Origin of the sequence: Azospirillum brasilense (assembly GCF_022023855.1) — a bacterium.
In the GTDB taxonomy this organism is placed as follows: Bacteria; Pseudomonadota; Alphaproteobacteria; order Azospirillales; family Azospirillaceae; genus Azospirillum; species Azospirillum brasilense_F.
The window spans coordinates 429,337-444,539 of sequence record NZ_CP059449.1 but is presented as its reverse complement, the minus strand read 5'-3'; the positions used below and the strand labels follow the sequence as shown (position 1 = coordinate 444,539).

The 15,203-nt window shown below is 69.4% G+C and carries 17 protein-coding genes; 3 read left to right on the top strand and 14 right to left on the bottom strand.

Annotated features, from left to right (window positions below):
- Positions 1-29: 29 nt before the first annotated feature.
- Complete coding sequence (locus H1Q64_RS02080) at positions 30-1,133, bottom strand: alkene reductase (RefSeq protein WP_237904185.1); 1,104 nt, start codon at positions 1,131-1,133, stop codon at positions 30-32.
- A 206-nt stretch (positions 1,134-1,339) separates the two neighbouring features.
- Between H1Q64_RS02080 and H1Q64_RS02075 the strand changes: the two genes are divergently transcribed.
- Positions 1,340-2,011 carry a TetR/AcrR family transcriptional regulator gene (locus H1Q64_RS02075; RefSeq protein ID WP_237904184.1) on the top strand — a complete coding sequence of 224 codons (672 nt, stop codon included), beginning with the start codon at positions 1,340-1,342 and terminating at the stop codon, positions 2,009-2,011.
- A gap of 6 nt (positions 2,012-2,017) precedes the next feature.
- Here the strand turns inward: H1Q64_RS02075 and rarD are convergent, their stop codons facing one another.
- From rarD to H1Q64_RS02040, 7 genes are all read right to left on the bottom strand, one after another.
- Positions 2,018-3,022: an EamA family transporter RarD gene (gene rarD / locus H1Q64_RS02070; RefSeq protein WP_237904183.1), complete on the bottom strand. Its 1,005-nt coding sequence runs from the start codon at positions 3,020-3,022 to the stop codon at positions 2,018-2,020.
- Positions 3,023-3,122: 100 nt separating this feature from the next.
- On the bottom strand, positions 3,123-3,557 hold the full coding sequence (locus tag H1Q64_RS02065; protein WP_237904182.1) for a hypothetical protein: 435 nt from the start codon (positions 3,555-3,557) through the stop codon (positions 3,123-3,125).
- Positions 3,558-3,708: 151 nt separating this feature from the next.
- Positions 3,709-4,050 (bottom strand): Grx4 family monothiol glutaredoxin, encoded by a 342-nt coding sequence (gene grxD / locus H1Q64_RS02060; RefSeq protein ID WP_014239508.1) that lies wholly within the window; start codon positions 4,048-4,050, stop codon positions 3,709-3,711.
- A gap of 60 nt (positions 4,051-4,110) precedes the next feature.
- Positions 4,111-4,350, bottom strand: coding sequence for a BolA family protein (locus H1Q64_RS02055; RefSeq protein WP_035671673.1), 240 nt, complete (start codon positions 4,348-4,350; stop codon positions 4,111-4,113).
- Between the two features lie 317 nt (positions 4,351-4,667).
- The gene (purL, locus tag H1Q64_RS02050) at positions 4,668-6,848 is read right to left on the bottom strand and encodes a phosphoribosylformylglycinamidine synthase subunit PurL (RefSeq protein WP_237904899.1); all 2,181 of its coding nucleotides are present in this window, start codon (positions 6,846-6,848) and stop codon (positions 4,668-4,670) included.
- Positions 6,849-6,880: 32 nt separating this feature from the next.
- On the bottom strand, positions 6,881-7,585 hold the full coding sequence (purQ, locus tag H1Q64_RS02045) for a phosphoribosylformylglycinamidine synthase subunit PurQ (protein WP_014239512.1): 705 nt from the start codon (positions 7,583-7,585) through the stop codon (positions 6,881-6,883).
- Between the two features lie 99 nt (positions 7,586-7,684).
- Entirely contained in the window at positions 7,685-8,581 is an 897-nt protein-coding gene (locus H1Q64_RS02040; RefSeq protein ID WP_237904181.1) for a LysR substrate-binding domain-containing protein, read from the bottom strand.
- A 116-nt stretch (positions 8,582-8,697) separates the two neighbouring features.
- On the opposite strand from H1Q64_RS02040, the gene H1Q64_RS02035 reads away from it, so the two are divergent.
- The gene (locus H1Q64_RS02035) at positions 8,698-9,873 is read left to right on the top strand and encodes an MFS transporter (protein WP_237904180.1); all 1,176 of its coding nucleotides are present in this window, start codon (positions 8,698-8,700) and stop codon (positions 9,871-9,873) included.
- 4 nt (positions 9,874-9,877) lie between these two features.
- Here H1Q64_RS02035 and H1Q64_RS02030 read toward each other — a convergent pair whose 3' ends face one another.
- From H1Q64_RS02030 to H1Q64_RS02010, 5 genes are all read right to left on the bottom strand, one after another.
- Positions 9,878-10,567: an MOSC domain-containing protein gene (locus tag H1Q64_RS02030; RefSeq protein ID WP_237904179.1), complete on the bottom strand. Its 690-nt coding sequence runs from the start codon at positions 10,565-10,567 to the stop codon at positions 9,878-9,880.
- Positions 10,564-11,232 carry a DNA-3-methyladenine glycosylase family protein gene (locus H1Q64_RS02025; RefSeq protein ID WP_237904178.1) on the bottom strand — a complete coding sequence of 223 codons (669 nt, stop codon included), beginning with the start codon at positions 11,230-11,232 and terminating at the stop codon, positions 10,564-10,566. The genes H1Q64_RS02030 and H1Q64_RS02025 overlap by 4 nt, the downstream gene beginning before the upstream one ends.
- A gap of 92 nt (positions 11,233-11,324) precedes the next feature.
- Complete coding sequence (gene purS / locus H1Q64_RS02020; protein WP_038529315.1) at positions 11,325-11,567, bottom strand: phosphoribosylformylglycinamidine synthase subunit PurS; 243 nt, start codon at positions 11,565-11,567, stop codon at positions 11,325-11,327.
- Positions 11,568-11,614: 47 nt separating this feature from the next.
- Positions 11,615-12,379, bottom strand: coding sequence for a phosphoribosylaminoimidazolesuccinocarboxamide synthase (purC, locus tag H1Q64_RS02015; RefSeq protein ID WP_014239519.1), 765 nt, complete (start codon positions 12,377-12,379; stop codon positions 11,615-11,617).
- Between the two features lie 116 nt (positions 12,380-12,495).
- Positions 12,496-13,290, bottom strand: coding sequence for an NRDE family protein (locus tag H1Q64_RS02010; protein WP_237904177.1), 795 nt, complete (start codon positions 13,288-13,290; stop codon positions 12,496-12,498).
- A gap of 152 nt (positions 13,291-13,442) precedes the next feature.
- Here H1Q64_RS02010 and H1Q64_RS02005 point away from each other — a divergent pair, with 152 nt between their 5' ends.
- Positions 13,443-13,763, top strand: a complete 321-nt coding sequence (locus tag H1Q64_RS02005; protein ID WP_014239520.1) for a DUF1476 domain-containing protein — start codon at positions 13,443-13,445, stop codon at positions 13,761-13,763.
- A gap of 142 nt (positions 13,764-13,905) precedes the next feature.
- Here H1Q64_RS02005 and purB read toward each other — a convergent pair whose 3' ends face one another.
- A complete protein-coding gene (gene purB / locus H1Q64_RS02000) occupies positions 13,906-15,201 on the bottom strand; it encodes an adenylosuccinate lyase (RefSeq protein WP_035671612.1) in 1,296 nt (431 codons plus the stop codon).
- Between the last annotated feature and the right edge of the window lie 2 nt (positions 15,202-15,203).

Below are 15,203 nucleotides of genomic sequence, written 5' to 3'. Positions count from 1 at the left end.
TCGGGGGCAATCCCCGCGGGGGAGAGGGATCAGGCGTCGGCCGTTTCCAGCGCCGGATAGTCGGTGTAGCCGCGGGCGTCGCCGCCGTAGTAGCTGGCCTTGTCCGGCGCGTTCAGGGCCGCGTTGCGGCGGAAGCGCTCCGGCAGGTCCGGGTTGGCGATGAAGGGCTCGCCGAAGCTCACCGCGTCCGCCGCGCCGGCGGCGATGGCCGCCTCGGCCTGCTCCTTGCTGTAGCCGCCGTTGATGATGAAGGGACCCTTGAAGATCCGGCGCAGCTCCGCCGCGAGGTGCGGGGCGCCTCCCGGCGGGGCCATGTGGTGGCCCGGCTGGCCTTCGATGACGTGCAGGAAGGCGAGGCCGAAGGGGTTCAGCGCCTCGGTGACGTGGGTATAGAGCGCCCGCGGGTCGCTGTCCGCCATGTCGTTGAAGGTGCCGGTCGGCGACAGCCGGACGCCGACCCGGCCGGGGCCGACGGCGGTGGTCACCGCGTCCACGATCTCCAGCAGGAAGCGCGCCCGGTTCTCCACGCCGCCGCCGTAGCGGTCGGTGCGCTTGTTGCTGCGGTCGCGCAGGAACTGGTCGATCAGATAACCGTTGGCGCCGTGGATCTCCACCCCGTCCAGACCGGCGTCGAACACCGCGCGCTTGGCGGCGTCGGCGAAGGCCTTGACCAAACCGGGAATCTCGTCGGTCTCCAGGGCGCGCGGGGTGGGGAAGGGCAGCAGACCCTTGCTGGTGTAGGACTCGCCGGCGGCGGCGATCGCCGAAGGGGCGACCGGCAGGGCGCCGTTCGGCTGGAACTCCGTGTGGGAGATGCGGCCGACGTGCCAGAGCTGCGCGGCGATCAGCCCGCCCTTGGCGTGGACCTCCTCCGCGATGCGGCGCCAGGCGAGCGTCTGCGCGTCGGTGTGGAGGCCCGGCGTGCTGGGATAGCCCTGGGCGGTGGCCGAAACCTGCGTCGCCTCGGTGATGATGAGGCCGGCGGAGGCGCGCTGGCCGTAATACTCGACCATCAGCGGTGTGGGGACGTTGCCCTCGCCCGCGCGGCTGCGGGTCATCGGCGCCATGATGACGCGGTTCGGCAGCTCCATGGAGCCAAGACGCAGCGGCGTGAACAGATCGGCGGTGGTCATGATGCGGTTGCCCTCTCGATTCAAAAATCGGGTCCCACGTTGGGGCGTCCCAAAGTGGGGTCCGGGGTTCCGCGGGTTGGGCGGCGCCCGGTATGTATGTGGGTACATACTTGCCAGCGCCATCCGGGCTTGTCAAGTATGTGCGTGCATACCTATTATCATTTCAGCCGCCGCACGGATCGGTGGCCAGTGAGAGGGCCTGTATCGTGGACAAGACCGACACCCCGGCCACCGCCCCGGCTGTTGACGACGGCTGTTGCGCCGCCGGGGCCGACGCGCCCGCGCGCAAGCGCGACCGCGAGGCGACCAAGGGCGTCCTGCTGGACGCGGCCAAGATGGTGTTCGCCGAGCGCGGCTTCGACGCCGCGACCACGCGCGACATCGCTGGCCGTGCTGGCGTGAACGAGCAGCTGATCCAGCGCTATTTCTCGGGCAAGGCCGGCCTGCTGCTGGCCGTCGTGGAACGCTACGGGCGCGAGGAGGGGAGCGGCTGCGCCATGCCGCCGCCCGGCGACGATCTGGAGGAGGATCTGGCGGCGTTTCTGCTGCACCAGCTCCGCCACGCCTGGAAGTGCCGCGACTTCACGCGGGTGATGCTGGCGCGCGCGCTGGTCGATCCGGACATCGCGAACGAGATGGCGCGCACCCTGTCGGAAAGCCGCATCCCCTGCCTGCTCAGCCGGCTGGAGATCTTCCGCGAGCGCGGGGCGATCGCGGCGGACGCCGACCTCGCCCACGTCGCGGCGGGCATCGCCACACTCAGCTTCGGGCTGGGCTTCCTCGATCAGGTGGTGTTCGGGCGCTGCCCGGACCGTGTCAACGAGGTGGTGCGGACGCTCGCCCACACCATGGCCCACGGCCTCGCGCCGCGGGCCTGAGTCACCTCAATCGGCGCGGCAGGCGGCGGCGCGGGCCTGCTCCGCCCGGTTTTGCTCGGCCCGGTTCTGTTCAGCGCGGGCCTCGGCGCGGGCGGCCCGGTGGGTGAACAGCGCGTCCGCCGAATAGAGCGCCAGGGCCACCCAGATGCAGCCGAAGGCCAGCAGGTGCGAGGAGGTGAAGGCCTCCCCATAGACCGCGACACCCAGCAGAAGCTGCCCGGTCGGGCTGATGTATTGCAGGATGCCGATGGTCGAGAGCTTCAGCCGGGCGGCGCCGACCATGAACAGCACCAGCGGGATGGCGGTCACCGGGCCGGTCAGGATGATCAGCAGGTCGGTGCCCAGCCCGTGCGCGCCGAAACTCCCCAGGCCCTGGGCGTTCAGCCACAGCAGATAGGCAATGGCCGGCGGAACCAGCAGCACCGTTTCCACCAGCAGCCCGATCAGCGGGTCGATGGCCGCCTTCTTGCGCACCAGCGCGTAAACGCCGAAGGTCAAGGCCAGCGACAGCGCCACCCAGGGAACCTCCCCGTAGGACAGGACGAGGCTCAGGACGCCCGCCGCCGCGATCAGCACGGCGACGCCCTGCCGCTTCGACAGCCGCTCCTGAAGGAAGGCGATGCCCAGCAGGACGTTGATGATCGGGTTGATGTAATAGCCGAGACTCGATTGGACCATATGGCCGTTGTTCACGGCCCAGATAAAGATGGTCCAGTTGCTGCCGATCAGCGCGGTCGTCACCAGGAAGATGCCCAGGCGCCGCCAGCTCCCCACCCCGCGCAGGATGCCGGACAGGCCGCGCATCGGTACCAGCCACAGCCCGACCAGCACCACCGTCCACAGCACCCGGTGCGCGACGACCTCCACCGCTCCGACGTTGCCGAGCTGCTTGAAGAAGACCGGCGCCAGCCCACCCCAGATCAGGAAGGCGGTCAGGGCGGCGGCGAAGCCCAGGGTAGCGGGGTTGCGCCCGTCGGCCTGCGGCGAGGAGGGGGAGGGAGTCTGGGCCATGGCTCCCCTTTACCATGGCCAAGAAATGGGCGATAGGAACGCCCCCTCATGCCCGCACTGCGCGCCGGGAATGCCGCATTTCCCGCAGGGGTTTTCCCGCTCAGCCCCCTCCGCCGCCTGTGGTGCCGCCTCCGCTTCCGCTGCCGGTGGGCGCTCCGTTCCGGGGCATCGCGCCGGACGACCCCGACGAGCCCCGGCCGATCGGGACGTTGGTGCCGACGCCCTCATTGCGGACCAGCGCGCGGGCCTCGCGCAGCCGGTCCACGCAGCCGTCCGGATCGCCCTTGCCGGCGGCGGACCGCGCCTCGCCCAGCAGGCCGCGCAGCCGGTCCTTCTGCTCACCGGTCAGGGCGGTGTGGTTGCGCCCGCCGGCCACCACCTTGTCGCCCAGAAACAGGTCGGAGAAGCGGGACACCTCGTCCCGGCAGGCGGTCAGCCGCTCCTGCTTGGGCACCGTTCCTTCCTGGCCCTGCGCCAGAGCGGGAAGAGCCATCAGAGCCAGCAGCGCCGCTGCTGGAAACACGTGCCTGTCCATGACCGGGCCTCCTTATCCGTGTCTTCTCCGTGCCGACACCTCCGCGGAATCGTCGATGGGAAAACAGAGGTGGGCGGGGGCCTGTTCCGTCAAAGGAAAAGGGCCCCGCGGTGGCGGAGCCCTTTGTCACACGCCTGCGGCGGATGGCCGATCAGGCGTTGGCGCCCGTCGCGACGCCCTTGTCGGCCAGCAGCGACTGCAACTCGCCCGACTCGTACATCTCGCGCACGATGTCGCAGCCGCCGACCAGCTCGCCCTTGACGTAGAGCTGCGGGAAGGTCGGCCAGTTCGAGTAGTCCTTCAGCCCCTGGCGCAGGCCCGGGTCCTCCAGGATGTTGATGCCCTTGAACTTCACGCCGACGGTGCTGAGCACCTGGACGACGGCGGCGGAGAAGCCGCACTGCGGGAAGACGGGCGTGCCCTTCATGTACAGCACGACATCGTTGCCCTTGATGTCCTGCTCGATGCGATCCTTGACGTTCTGGTCAACCATGTCTCTCGGCCTTCTTACGATGTCATCGTGACTTGCGGGGTGTCTTGCGGGGATGCCGTCCTACACGCCTTCCGGCACGGCGGTGGTCAGGGCCAGGGCGTGCAGCTCCCCGCCCATCCTGCCCTGGAGGGCGGCGTAGACCATCTGGTGCTGCTGCACGCGCGACTTGCCCTTGAAGGCGGCGGAGGTGACCAGCGCGGCGTAATGGTCGCCGTCGCCGCGCAGGTCGGCGATCTCCACCGTCGCGTCCGGGATGCCTTCCCTGATGAGCTTCTCGATCACCGCGGCTTCCATCGCCATGGCCGTCATCCTGTTCCGTCAAACCCTGCCCATGCGGGCGCTGCCCGTATAATTAGGCGGACCGGCCGGGTTTGTCACCGGAGAAGCGACGACATTCCGCGGTGCGAAGGGTTTGGTGGTGTTGAAGCTCTTGCCCCCACCCTAACCCTCCCCCGCTTCGCAGGGGAGGGGACTGAAACTCCCTCTCCTGCGAAGCGGGGGAGGGAAGGGGCCCGCGGCGAAGCCGTGGGAAGGGTGGGGGCAACACCGACACCCCAAAACGAAAAGGCCGGGCATCAGCCCGGCCTTCCGTTCTTCGAACCCTCAACCGCGTCCGATCACTCGGCGGCGGCCATGTAGCCGGGCAGCCAGGCCTCATTGGCCTTCTTCAGGCGGGCGATGGTGATCGCCTCGCCGCCGCGGCCGGTCAGGGCCGTGCCGTTGGTCTTGCCGAGCACGCTCACCGGCACGCCGGCCGCCTTGGCCTTCTCCTGCACCGCGGCGGCCTTGTCGGCGCGGACGGCCAGGACGTAGCGGCCCTGGTCCTCGCCGAACAGGGTGCCGGCGTCGGCGCCGTCGAGGCCCGACAGGTTGGCGCCGATGCCGCCGGCCATGGCCATCTCGGCCACGGTGACCAGCAGGCCGCCGTCCTGGATGTCGTGGCTCGACACCACCAGACCCTCGGCGATCAGGCCGCGGACGAACTCGCCGTTGCGGCGCTCCACCGCCAGATCGACCGGCGGCGGCGGGCCCTCCTCGCGGCCCAGGATCTCCCGCAGATAGAGCGATTGGCCGAGATGGCCGGTGCCCTCGCCGACGAGCAGGATGGTGTCGCCCTCGTTCCAGAAGGCGATGCCGACGGCGATCATGGCGTCCGGCAGCAGGCCGACGGCGCCGATGGCCGGGGTCGGCAGGATCGCCTCGCCGTTGGTCTCGTTGTAGAGCGACACGTTACCCGACACGACTGGGAAATCCAGCGCGCGGCAGGCGTCGGCCATACCCTGGATGGCGCCGACGAACTGGCCCATGATCCGCGGCTTCTCGGGGTTGCCGAAGTTCATGTTGTCGGTGACGGCCAGAGGCAGGGCGCCGACGGCGGACAGGTTGCGGTAGGCCTCGGCCACCGCCTGGGCGCCGCCGCGCACCGGGTCGGCGAGGCAGTAGCGCGGGGTGCAGTCGGTGGTGACCGCGATGCCCTTGCTCTGGCCGGGCAGCCGCACCACGCCCGCGTCGGCCTGACCGGACATGAAGCGGGTGTCGCCGTTCACGAGGCTGTCATACTGCTCCCAGATCCAGCGCTTGGACGCCTGATCGGGGCAGGACATGATCTTTTCCAGGATGTCGCCCAGCGACTTGTCCGCCGGCAGGGCGCGCACGGCGTCCTCCAGCTCCGCGGCGGCCGGGGTCGGCTCCCACGGGCGGTCGTAGAGCGGCGAGGCGTTGGACACCGGGGCGATCGGCATGTCGCACCAGGTCTGGCCGTGCATCTTGATGACCAGCTTGCCGTTGTCGGTCAGCGTGCCGATCACGGCGAAGTCCAGCTCCCACTTGTCGAAGATCGCCTTGGCGACCTCCTCGCGGCCGGGCTTCAGGATGATCAGCATGCGCTCCTGGCTTTCGGAGAGCATGATCTCGTAGGGGGTCATCCCTTCCTCGCGCATCGGCACGTCGTCGAGCACCAGCTCGATGCCGAGTCCGCCCTTGCCGGCCATCTCGACCGAAGAGGAGGTGAGACCGGCCGCACCCATGTCCTGGATGGCGACGATGGCGTCCGTCTCCATCAGTTCCAGGCAGGCCTCGATCAGCAGCTTTTCGGTGAAGGGGTCGCCGACCTGCACGGTCGGACGCTTCTCCTCCGAATCCTCGCTGAACTCGGCCGACGCCATGGTGGCGCCGTGGATGCCGTCGCGGCCCGTCTTGGAGCCGACATAGACTACCGGGTTGCCGACGCCCGCGGCGGCCGAATAGAAGATCCGGTCGGCCTTGGCCACGCCCACGGTCATCGCGTTGACCAGGATGTTGCCGTTGTAGGCCGGGTGGAAGTTGGTTTCGCCGCCGACCGTCGGCACGCCGACGCAGTTGCCGTAATGGGCGATGCCGGCCACCACGCCCGACACCAGATGGCGGGTCTTGGGATGCTCGGGCGCGCCGAAGCGCAGCGCGTTCATGTTCGCGATGGGCCGGGCGCCCATGGTGAACACGTCGCGCAGGATGCCGCCCACGCCCGTCGCCGCGCCCTGGAAGGGCTCGATGTAGGACGGGTGGTTGTGGCTCTCCATCTTGAAGATGATGGCGTCGCCGTCGCCGGCATCGACCACGCCGGCGTTCTCGCCGGGGCCGCAGATGACCTGCGGGCCGGTGGTCGGCAGCGTCATCAGCCACTTCTTCGACGACTTGTAGGAGCAATGCTCCGACCACATCACCGAGATGATGCCCAACTCCGTGTAGGTCGGCTGGCGTCCCAGGATCTCCAGGGCGTTGTTGTATTCCCCTTCGGACAGGCCGAACTCGCGGGCCATCTCCAGGGAGACTGCGGGCTGCTGCGCGGTGGTCACGACAGGGCCTCCACCAGACCATCGAACATGGGCTTGCCGTCGGTGTTGCCATGGAAGGCGGACACCGCGTCCTCGGGGTGCGGCATCAGGCCGAGCACGGTGCGCTTGGCGTTGAAGATGCCGGCGATGTTGTCCAGCGAACCGTTCGGGTTCCAGTCGTTCCGGTTCCAGCGCGGAGCGGCGTCGCCCTCGTCACTGACGTAGCGGAAGGCCACCTGGCCCTCGCCGTCCAGCCGCTTCACCGTCTCGGCGTCGGTCCAGTAGTTGCCGTCGCCGTGCGCCACCGGGTAGCGGACGATCTGGCCCTTGCGGTACTTGGCCGTGAAGGGGCTGTCCGTATTCTCCACCCGCAGATGCACCGTGCGGCAGATGAACTTCAGCTTGGCGTTGCGCATCAGCGCGCCGGGCAGCAGTCCCGCCTCGGTGATGATCTGGAAGCCGTTGCAGATGCCGAGCACCCGCACGCCCTGATCGGCCCGCGCCTTGACCTCGCGCATGATCGGCGAGTGCGCCGCCATGGCGCCGGAGCGCAGATAGTCGCCATAGGAGAAGCCGCCCGGCACGAGGATGAGATCGACCTTGGGCAGTTCGGTGTCGCGGTGCCAGACCAGATGCGGCTTGGTTCCGCTGGCGGCCTCCAGCGCGGCGACGGCGTCGCGTTCGCGGTTGGAGCCGGGGAAAACGATGACGGCGGCCTTCATGGGGCTTGGAAAATCCGGCGTCGTGGGGGGAACGGTTCGAGGCCGGACACTAAAGGCCCCGCCCCGCCAAAGCAAGGGCAAGGACCCCGCCATTCTCCCTTATCGGCCCTGCGTTGACGCGGCGGCGGCCTGTTCGCGCAGCCAATCGGGGAAGGCCGGCGCCTCGGTGTGGCCGCGCTGGCGGCTTTCCAGCAGGTAATAATGGCCGGACACCACACCCTCGGCCCCCAGCGGGGCGGTCAGCCGCCCGGTCTCCAGCGGGCGCTCCACGAACAGCCGCGGCACGATGGCGACGCCCAGCCCGTCCTCCGCCGCCTGGATGGCGAAGTAGGTGTGGTCGACCTCCATCCGGCTGCGGAAGGCGTCCAGCTCCAGCCCGTGGGCCGTGCTCCAGGCTGGCAGCAGGTCGGCGCGGGCGCGGATGGTGATGACCGTCCGGCGGGTCAGGTCGGCGGGGCTGCGCAGCGTTTCCAGCCCCGGCAGGGACGGGCTGCACACCGGCACGCATCGCTCGCGCATCAGGGGCAGCGGCTTCAGCCCGGCGAAATGGGCGGGGTCGCGGCGGATGGCGTAGTCGAAGGGACGGCCGATGTCGATCGGGCCGGGGGCGGTGGACAGCGACACCGCCAGTTCGGGGAAACGCTGCTGGAACAGGGGCAGGCGCGGCAGCAGCCAGTGCATGGCGAAGGTCGGGATGCAGTCCACCCGCAGCGTCCGCCGCCCGTCGCCGTCGAGCAGCGTGTCGGTCGCCTGCTGGATCTCGGTGAACAGGTCGGCGATGCGGGTGAAGTAGCGCGCCCCGGCCTCGGTCAGCCGGACCTGCCGCTGGCTGCGGTCGAACAGCGGGACGCCGAGGAAGAGCTCCAGGCTGCGGATCTGGCGGCTGACCGCGCCGGGGGTGACGTTCAGCTCCTCCGCGGCGAGGCGGAAGCTGGAATGGCGGGCGGCGGCGACGAAGGCGCGCAGGGCGTTCAGCGGCGGGAAGCGGGAGGACATCCGTTGAGTTTTTCTCACCGGTCGGCGGAAGACAAGTCGTTTGTCGGTGCCCGGGCGGCTGGCTAGGGTGCCTGCCGCTTTCCGTCCTCCCCTGGCCCGTCGTCCCCTGGTCCGTCATGTCGCACATCACCCGCCGGCTGGTCTGGTTCCTCGGCGTCTCGCAGCTGCTGTGCTGGGGGATTTCCTATTACCTGATCGCCATCTTCGGGAATCCCATGGCCGCCGACCTGGGCCTGAGCCTGCCGGTGGCCTTCGGCGGCTTCACGGCGGCTCTGCTGGTCATGGGGATGGTGTCGGGCAGCGTCGGGCGGGCCATCGACCGCTGGGGCGGGCGCCCGGTGATGGTCGTCGGCTCGCTGCTAACGGCGGCGGGGTGCCTGGGGCTGGCATCCTCGACGGGGTTGGTGAGCTACTACGCCTCCTGGCTGGTGCTGGGGCTGGCGATGCGGGCGAGCCTGTACGAGGCAGCCTTTGCCGCCCTGGCCCGGCTGGGCGGCCCGCTGGCGCGGGTGCCGATCTCACAGATCACGCTGCTGGGCGGGCTGGCCTCCACCGTGCTGTGGCCGGTGGGGCAGGCGATGGCCGACGCCTGGGGCTGGCGCGGCGCGCTGGTCGCCTACGCCGTCATTGCGCTTCTGACCATCCCGCTGCACGCGGCCATTCCGTCCGACCGCTATGTGCGCCCGCCGGTGCCGGCCGGGACGGAGCCTGCCGGACCCGCGGACCCGCGGCGGCGGCGCTGGGTGGCACCTGTGTTCTACATGGTCATGACCACCGCGGTCGGCGTGCTGACCTCGGCGATGTCGGCGCACATGATCGGCATCCTGGTCGGGCTGGGGGCGGCGCCCGCGGCGGCGGTGTGGATTTCCACGGTGCGCGGCGTCGGCCAGTCCTCGGCCCGGCTGTGCGAGGTGCTGTCGGGGTCCCGCCTGCATCCCACCGCCCTGGCGCTGCTCGCCTGCGGCCTGCTGCTGCCCGGCTTCCTGATCGGTTTGTGGAGCGGCGCGGTGCTGGCCGCCGGCGTCGCCTTCTCCCTGCTTTTCGGGGCGGGAGCCGGGCTGGCGACGATCGTGCGCGGCACGCTGCCGCTGGTGCTGTTCGACCCGCAGAGCTACGGCCGGACGGTCGGGCGGCTGCTGGTGCCGAGCTTCTACGCCGCCGCGCTGGCGCCGATGGGCTACGCGGTCATCATCGAGCGGGCCGGGGAAACGGCGGCGCTTCTGCTCTCCGCCGTCCTGGCGCTGGTGGCGGTGGGCGCGGCGGGGGTGCTGTGGGCGACCGCCCGCCGCTGAGGGATCAGTCGCCGCCGTTCAGGCGCTTGCTCCAGTCCTCGACGCCCTGCGTCAGCCGGCGTTCGGCCAGCGTCCGCCACGTCTGGGCCAGCACGGGCAGGGCGGCCATCTCGGCCAGGGCGTCACGATTCTGCGTGTCCACATAGAGAACGTGGAGCAGCCGGGCGAGCGTCCATTGCGGGTAGGGCCGCTCGACCAGCGTCAGCCGGTCGCCGGGGCCGATCTGGCCGGGTTCCGGCACGCGATAGTACCAGCCGGTGCGCCCGGTGGTCTGGACGCGCTTGGCCATGTCGGGCACGGCGAAGCGGTGGTTCAGCTTCCAGCAGGGTTGGCGGGCCTGGGCGACCTCAAGCAGGGCGGTGCCGGCGCGGAAGCGGTCGCCGACGCAGACGTCGGCCTCGGTCAGGCCCAGCGTGGCAATGTTCTCGCCGAAGGCACCGGGCTGGCCGAGCAGCGGCACTTCTGCGCCCAGCTCGTCCCGCCACGCCGGGTGGTGGTCCAGCGGGTAATGGTGGATAGCCTTGTCCGTTCCGCCATGGACGCGGCGGTCGGCCTGCTCATCGTCCAGGAAGCCTTCGGGGCCGACCGCGCGCGGGCCGTCCACCGGGGACTTGGCGATGGCGCTGCTCCGCCCCGGCGGGCCGAAGGGGGCGGCCTTGCCGACGAGGACGGCGGTGATGGTGGTCTCGGTCACGGTGTCGTCTTTCCTTTAGGCGTCTTCTTGTCTTTGGCCGATTTCGGTTTGGCCGGCTTGAGGGCTCTGGCCTGCTCCTGCAGGGCCACGTAATGGTGCCAGACGAGCTGCGCGGCGAGGCTGCGGTGCGGGCGCCAGGGCTCGGCGACGGCGATCAGCTGCGCCTGGGTTGGCTTCTCCGTCCAGCCCTTCAGCCGTTGCACCCCCAGCTGGATGGCCAGATCGCCGACCGGCCAGATGTCCGGCCGCCCGAGCGCCATCATCAGGTAGATCTCGGCGGTCCAGCGCCCGATGCCCTTCAGCGCGATCAGGGCGGCGATGGCCTCCTCGTCGTCCATCCGGTGAATGGCGTCGAAGTCGAGCCGTCCGTCCGCAACGGTCTGAGCCAACCCGCGGGCGTAGCCGATCTTCTGGCGCGACAGGCCGCAGGCCCGCAGATCCTCGTCCGGCAGGGCCAGGATGGCGTCGGGCGTCACCACCCCGACCATGGCCTGGAGTTTGGCCCACAGCGCTGCGGCGACCGTGGTGGACAGCTGCTGCTCGATGATCAGGCAGAGCAGGCCGGAAAAGCCGTCCGGGCGGCGGAAGTCGCGCACCGTCGGGCCGCCGACGCGCAGGGACTCGGCGAAGATGGGATCGAGCGCGGAGAGATGGTCGATGGACATGGTCGAACGAAAATGGGGGATGCGCAGCGGTTGCGCATCCCCCATTTTCCGACAGGCAGGATTGAGCGGGGACGGCCTCAGGCCATCAACTCTCAGGCCACCAGCTCGATCGCGTAGTCTTCGATCACCGTGTTGGCCAGCAGCTTGGTGCACATGGCCTCGACCTCCTTGCGGGCGGCGGCCTCGTCGGTGCTCTTGAGCTGAAGCTCGATGACCTTGCCGGCGCGGACGTCCTCGACGCCGTCGAAGCCCAGCGTGTGCAGCGCGTGCGCGATGGCCTTGCCCTGGGGGTCGAGAACGCCGCGCTTGAGGGTGACGTGAACCTTCGCCTTCATCGGATGTCCGCTCGCTTGATGATGCTGATGGGTAAGGGGAAAACTGATTACTGAACGGTCTTGGGGCCCTTGACGTCCACCGGGCCGCCTTCGGGCAGGATGCCGAGGCGCCGGGCGACCTCCTGGTAGGCCTCCTCGACCTGACCGAGGTCCTGGCGGAAGCGGTCCTTGTCAAGCTTCTCGTTGGTCTTGATGTCCCACAGGCGGCAGTTGTCGGGGCTGATCTCGTCGGCCAGGACGATGCGCATCTCCTCGTTCTCCCACAGACGGCCGAACTCCAGCTTGAAGTCCACCAGCCGCAGGCCGATGCCGAGGAAGAGACCCGACAGGTAGTCGTTCACGCGGAGCGACAGCGCCACCATGTCGTCGAGGTCCTGCGGAGCCGCCCAGCCGAAGGCCGTGATGTGCTCCTCGGTGACCATGGGATTGTTCAGCTCGTCGGACTTGTAATAATATTCGATGATCGAGCGCGGCAGCGGGGTCCCCTCGGGGATGCCGAAGCGCTTGGACAGCGAGCCGGCGGCGGTGTTGCGCACGACCAGCTCGATGGGGATGATCTCGACCTCGCGAACCAGCTGCTCGCGCATGTTCAGGCGGCGCACGAAGTGCGTCGGCACGCCGATTTCCGACAAACGGCTCATCAGGTATTCGGAGATGCGGTTGTTCAGCACCCCCTTGCCGGTGATGATGCCCTTCTTCTGGTTGTTGAAGGCGGTCGCGTCGTCCTTGAAGTACTGCACCAGCGTGCCCGGCTCCGGACCTTCGAACAGGACCTTCGCCTTGCCTTCGTAGATGCGCCGACGTCGTGTCATGAGAGATCGTCCAAAAACGTGTAGCCTGGACCGGCGGGTGACCGGTCCAGGGGATATGCACGAGTGATATAGCAAGCTGGCCCAGGGAACACAATGCGCGGGGTCCGCGGCGGCTCCTACCCCAACGGGACGGGCCCCAACGAGACAGGCTGCCACGGCGCCTCGTGAGGGCGGCCGGCAGCGAAGTGCCAGACCGGGTCGAGGTCCGGGCGCTCCACGGCGGGCAGGGCGATCAGCGCGCTCGACACCGTGCCGAATCCGCTGGGCAGCAGGAAGTTCATCGCTCCGCGCTCGCCCCGCCCGCCGTCGTCCCAGATGCGGCTCGCCAGCAGCTCCGGCCAGCCGCCCCACCGGTCGCCGGCTTCGCCCCGCTCCGGGTCGGGCGGTGCCGCGTGCTGGAAGAGGGGGAGATACTGGGCCTGCCGCGGGTCCTCCGCCACGTCATCCAGGTCGCTGGCGGTGACCATGTGCACGCCCTCGGGGATCTCGACCACCTCCGGGCGGTTGCGCGGGGAGGGGCCGCGGTGGACGAGCAGCCGGGCGTCGCGGTTGTCGGCGATCAGCAGGTTGAAGGGGCGATAGGCCCGCGTGTCGAGCTGCGCCATGGCCTCCGCCGCCTCCGCCGCGTCGGCGAAATCCAGCGCGTCCAGCACCAGCTCCCCGCGCGAGCGCTTGCCGGCCTCCGGCCCCAGCGTGCCCATGCGGTTCAGCACGGCGGCCACGACGCCCTCGTCGTTCATGCCCAGCCAGGAGCCGCCGGCCAGCTCGTCCAGCCCGGCGACGACGTTGGGGCGGTCGGGCCAATGGCGCGCCGGGGCCTTCCAGGGCCGTCCGGCCATCTCGTCGCGGTTGGCGCCCAGGATCAGGGGCCATGTTGCGTCCGGTCGTCGCAGGAGGATCACGCTGCACATGGGGAATCTTGCCTTCCGCTTCCCTCTTGGGTATGTCGCCGCACGCCGGATTCGCCGATTGGCCGGTGGGTGGGGGCGATGACGACGCCCGATCCACCGGCTATATAGTCTTGTATCTGGGAGCGCAAAACCAATCCAAGGAGCCGGGTCCCATGACGACCTTCGACGAGCGCGAGAGAGCCTTCGAGAACAAGTTCCAGCACGACCAGGATCTGCTCTTCAGGATTCGCGCGCGCCGCGACCGGCTGGCGGGACTCTGGGCCGCGAGCCTGCTGGGCCTGACCGGGGGCGAGGCCGACGCCTATGTCCGCCAGATCATCGACGCCGACATCGCGGCCACCGGTCCGCACGACGTGCGTGACCGTCTGGCCGCCGACCTGCACGCCAGGGGCGTTGATATCTCCGACCACCGCGTGGAGAAGGAGCTGGCTCGTCTGCTGGACGTCGCGCGCGTGCAGGTGCACGCGGAGTAAGGGTCTTGCCCCCTCCCTGACCCTCCCCCGCTCTCGCAGGGGAGGGGATAAAAACTCCCTCGCTTGCCGAAGGCGGGGGAGGGAAGGGGCCCGCGAAGCGGGAGGGATGGGGGCTCCGAGGATCAGCGAAGCCCCCAACCGATCACTCTCCGAACACGCGCTTGAACACCATGTCGACGTTCTTCGTGTGGTAGGTCATGTCGAACATCGGGGCCAGCGTCTCGCGGGAGATGTGCTTCGCGACGTCGGCGTCCGACGACAGCAGGTCGAGGAAGTTGCCGCCCTTCTCCCACACCTGCATGGCGTTGCGCTGCACCGCCTTGTAGCTGTCCTCGCGGCTCATCCCGGCCTGGGTCAGGGCCAGCAGGACGCGCTGCGAGAAGACCAGGCCGCCCAGGTCGTCCAGGTTCTTCTGCATGCGCTCCGGATAGACCACCAGCTTGTCCATCATGCCGGTCAGGCGGGCCAGAGCGAAGTCCAGCGTCACCGTGGCGTCGGGGCCGAACATGCGCTCGACCGAGCTGTGGGAGATGTCGCGCTCGTGCCACAGGGCGACGTTCTCCAGCGCCGGGACGACGGCGGCGCGGACGATGCGCGCCAGACCGGTCAGGTTCTCCGACAGCACCGGGTTGCGCTTGTGCGGCATCGCCGAGGAGCCCTTCTGGCCCGGATGGAAATACTCCTCCGCCTCGCGCACCTCGGTGCGCTGCAGGTGGCGGATCTCCACGGCCAGATTCTCGATCGACGAGGCGATGACGCCCAGAACCGAGAAGTAGAAGGCGTGACGGTCGCGCGGGATGACCTGGGTGGACACCGGCTCCGGCGTCAGCCCCATCTTGGCGGCGACGTGCTGCTCCACCCGCGGGTCGATGTTGGCGAAGGTGCCGACGGCGCCGGAGATGGCGCAGGTGGCGATGTCGGCGCGCGCCTGGACCAGACGCTCCCGCCCGCGGGCGAAGGCGGCGTAATGGCCGGCCAGCTTCAGGCCGAAGGTCGTCGGCTCGGCATGGATGCCGTGGCTGCGCCCGATGGTGACGGTGTCCTTGTGCTCATAGGCACGGCGCTTCAGAACGGCCAGCAGTTTGTCCATGTCGTCGAGTAGCAGGTCGGCGGCCTGGGTCATCTGCACGGCGAGGCAGGTGTCCAGCACGTCCGACGAGGTCATGCCCTGGTGGACGAAGCGCGCCTCCGGCCCGACATGTTCGGCGAGGTTGGTCAGGAAGGCGATGACGTCGTGGCGGGTCTCCCGCTCGATCTCGTCGATGCGGTCGATCTCCCACTTGCCGCGCTCCCACACGGCGGCGGCGGCCTCCTTCGGGATGACCCCCAGCTCCGCCTGCGCGTCGCAGGCGTGCGCCTCGATCTCGAACCAGATGCGGAACCGGTTCTCCGGCTCCCAGATGCGGGCCATTTCGGGGCGGGTGTAGCGGGGGATCATCG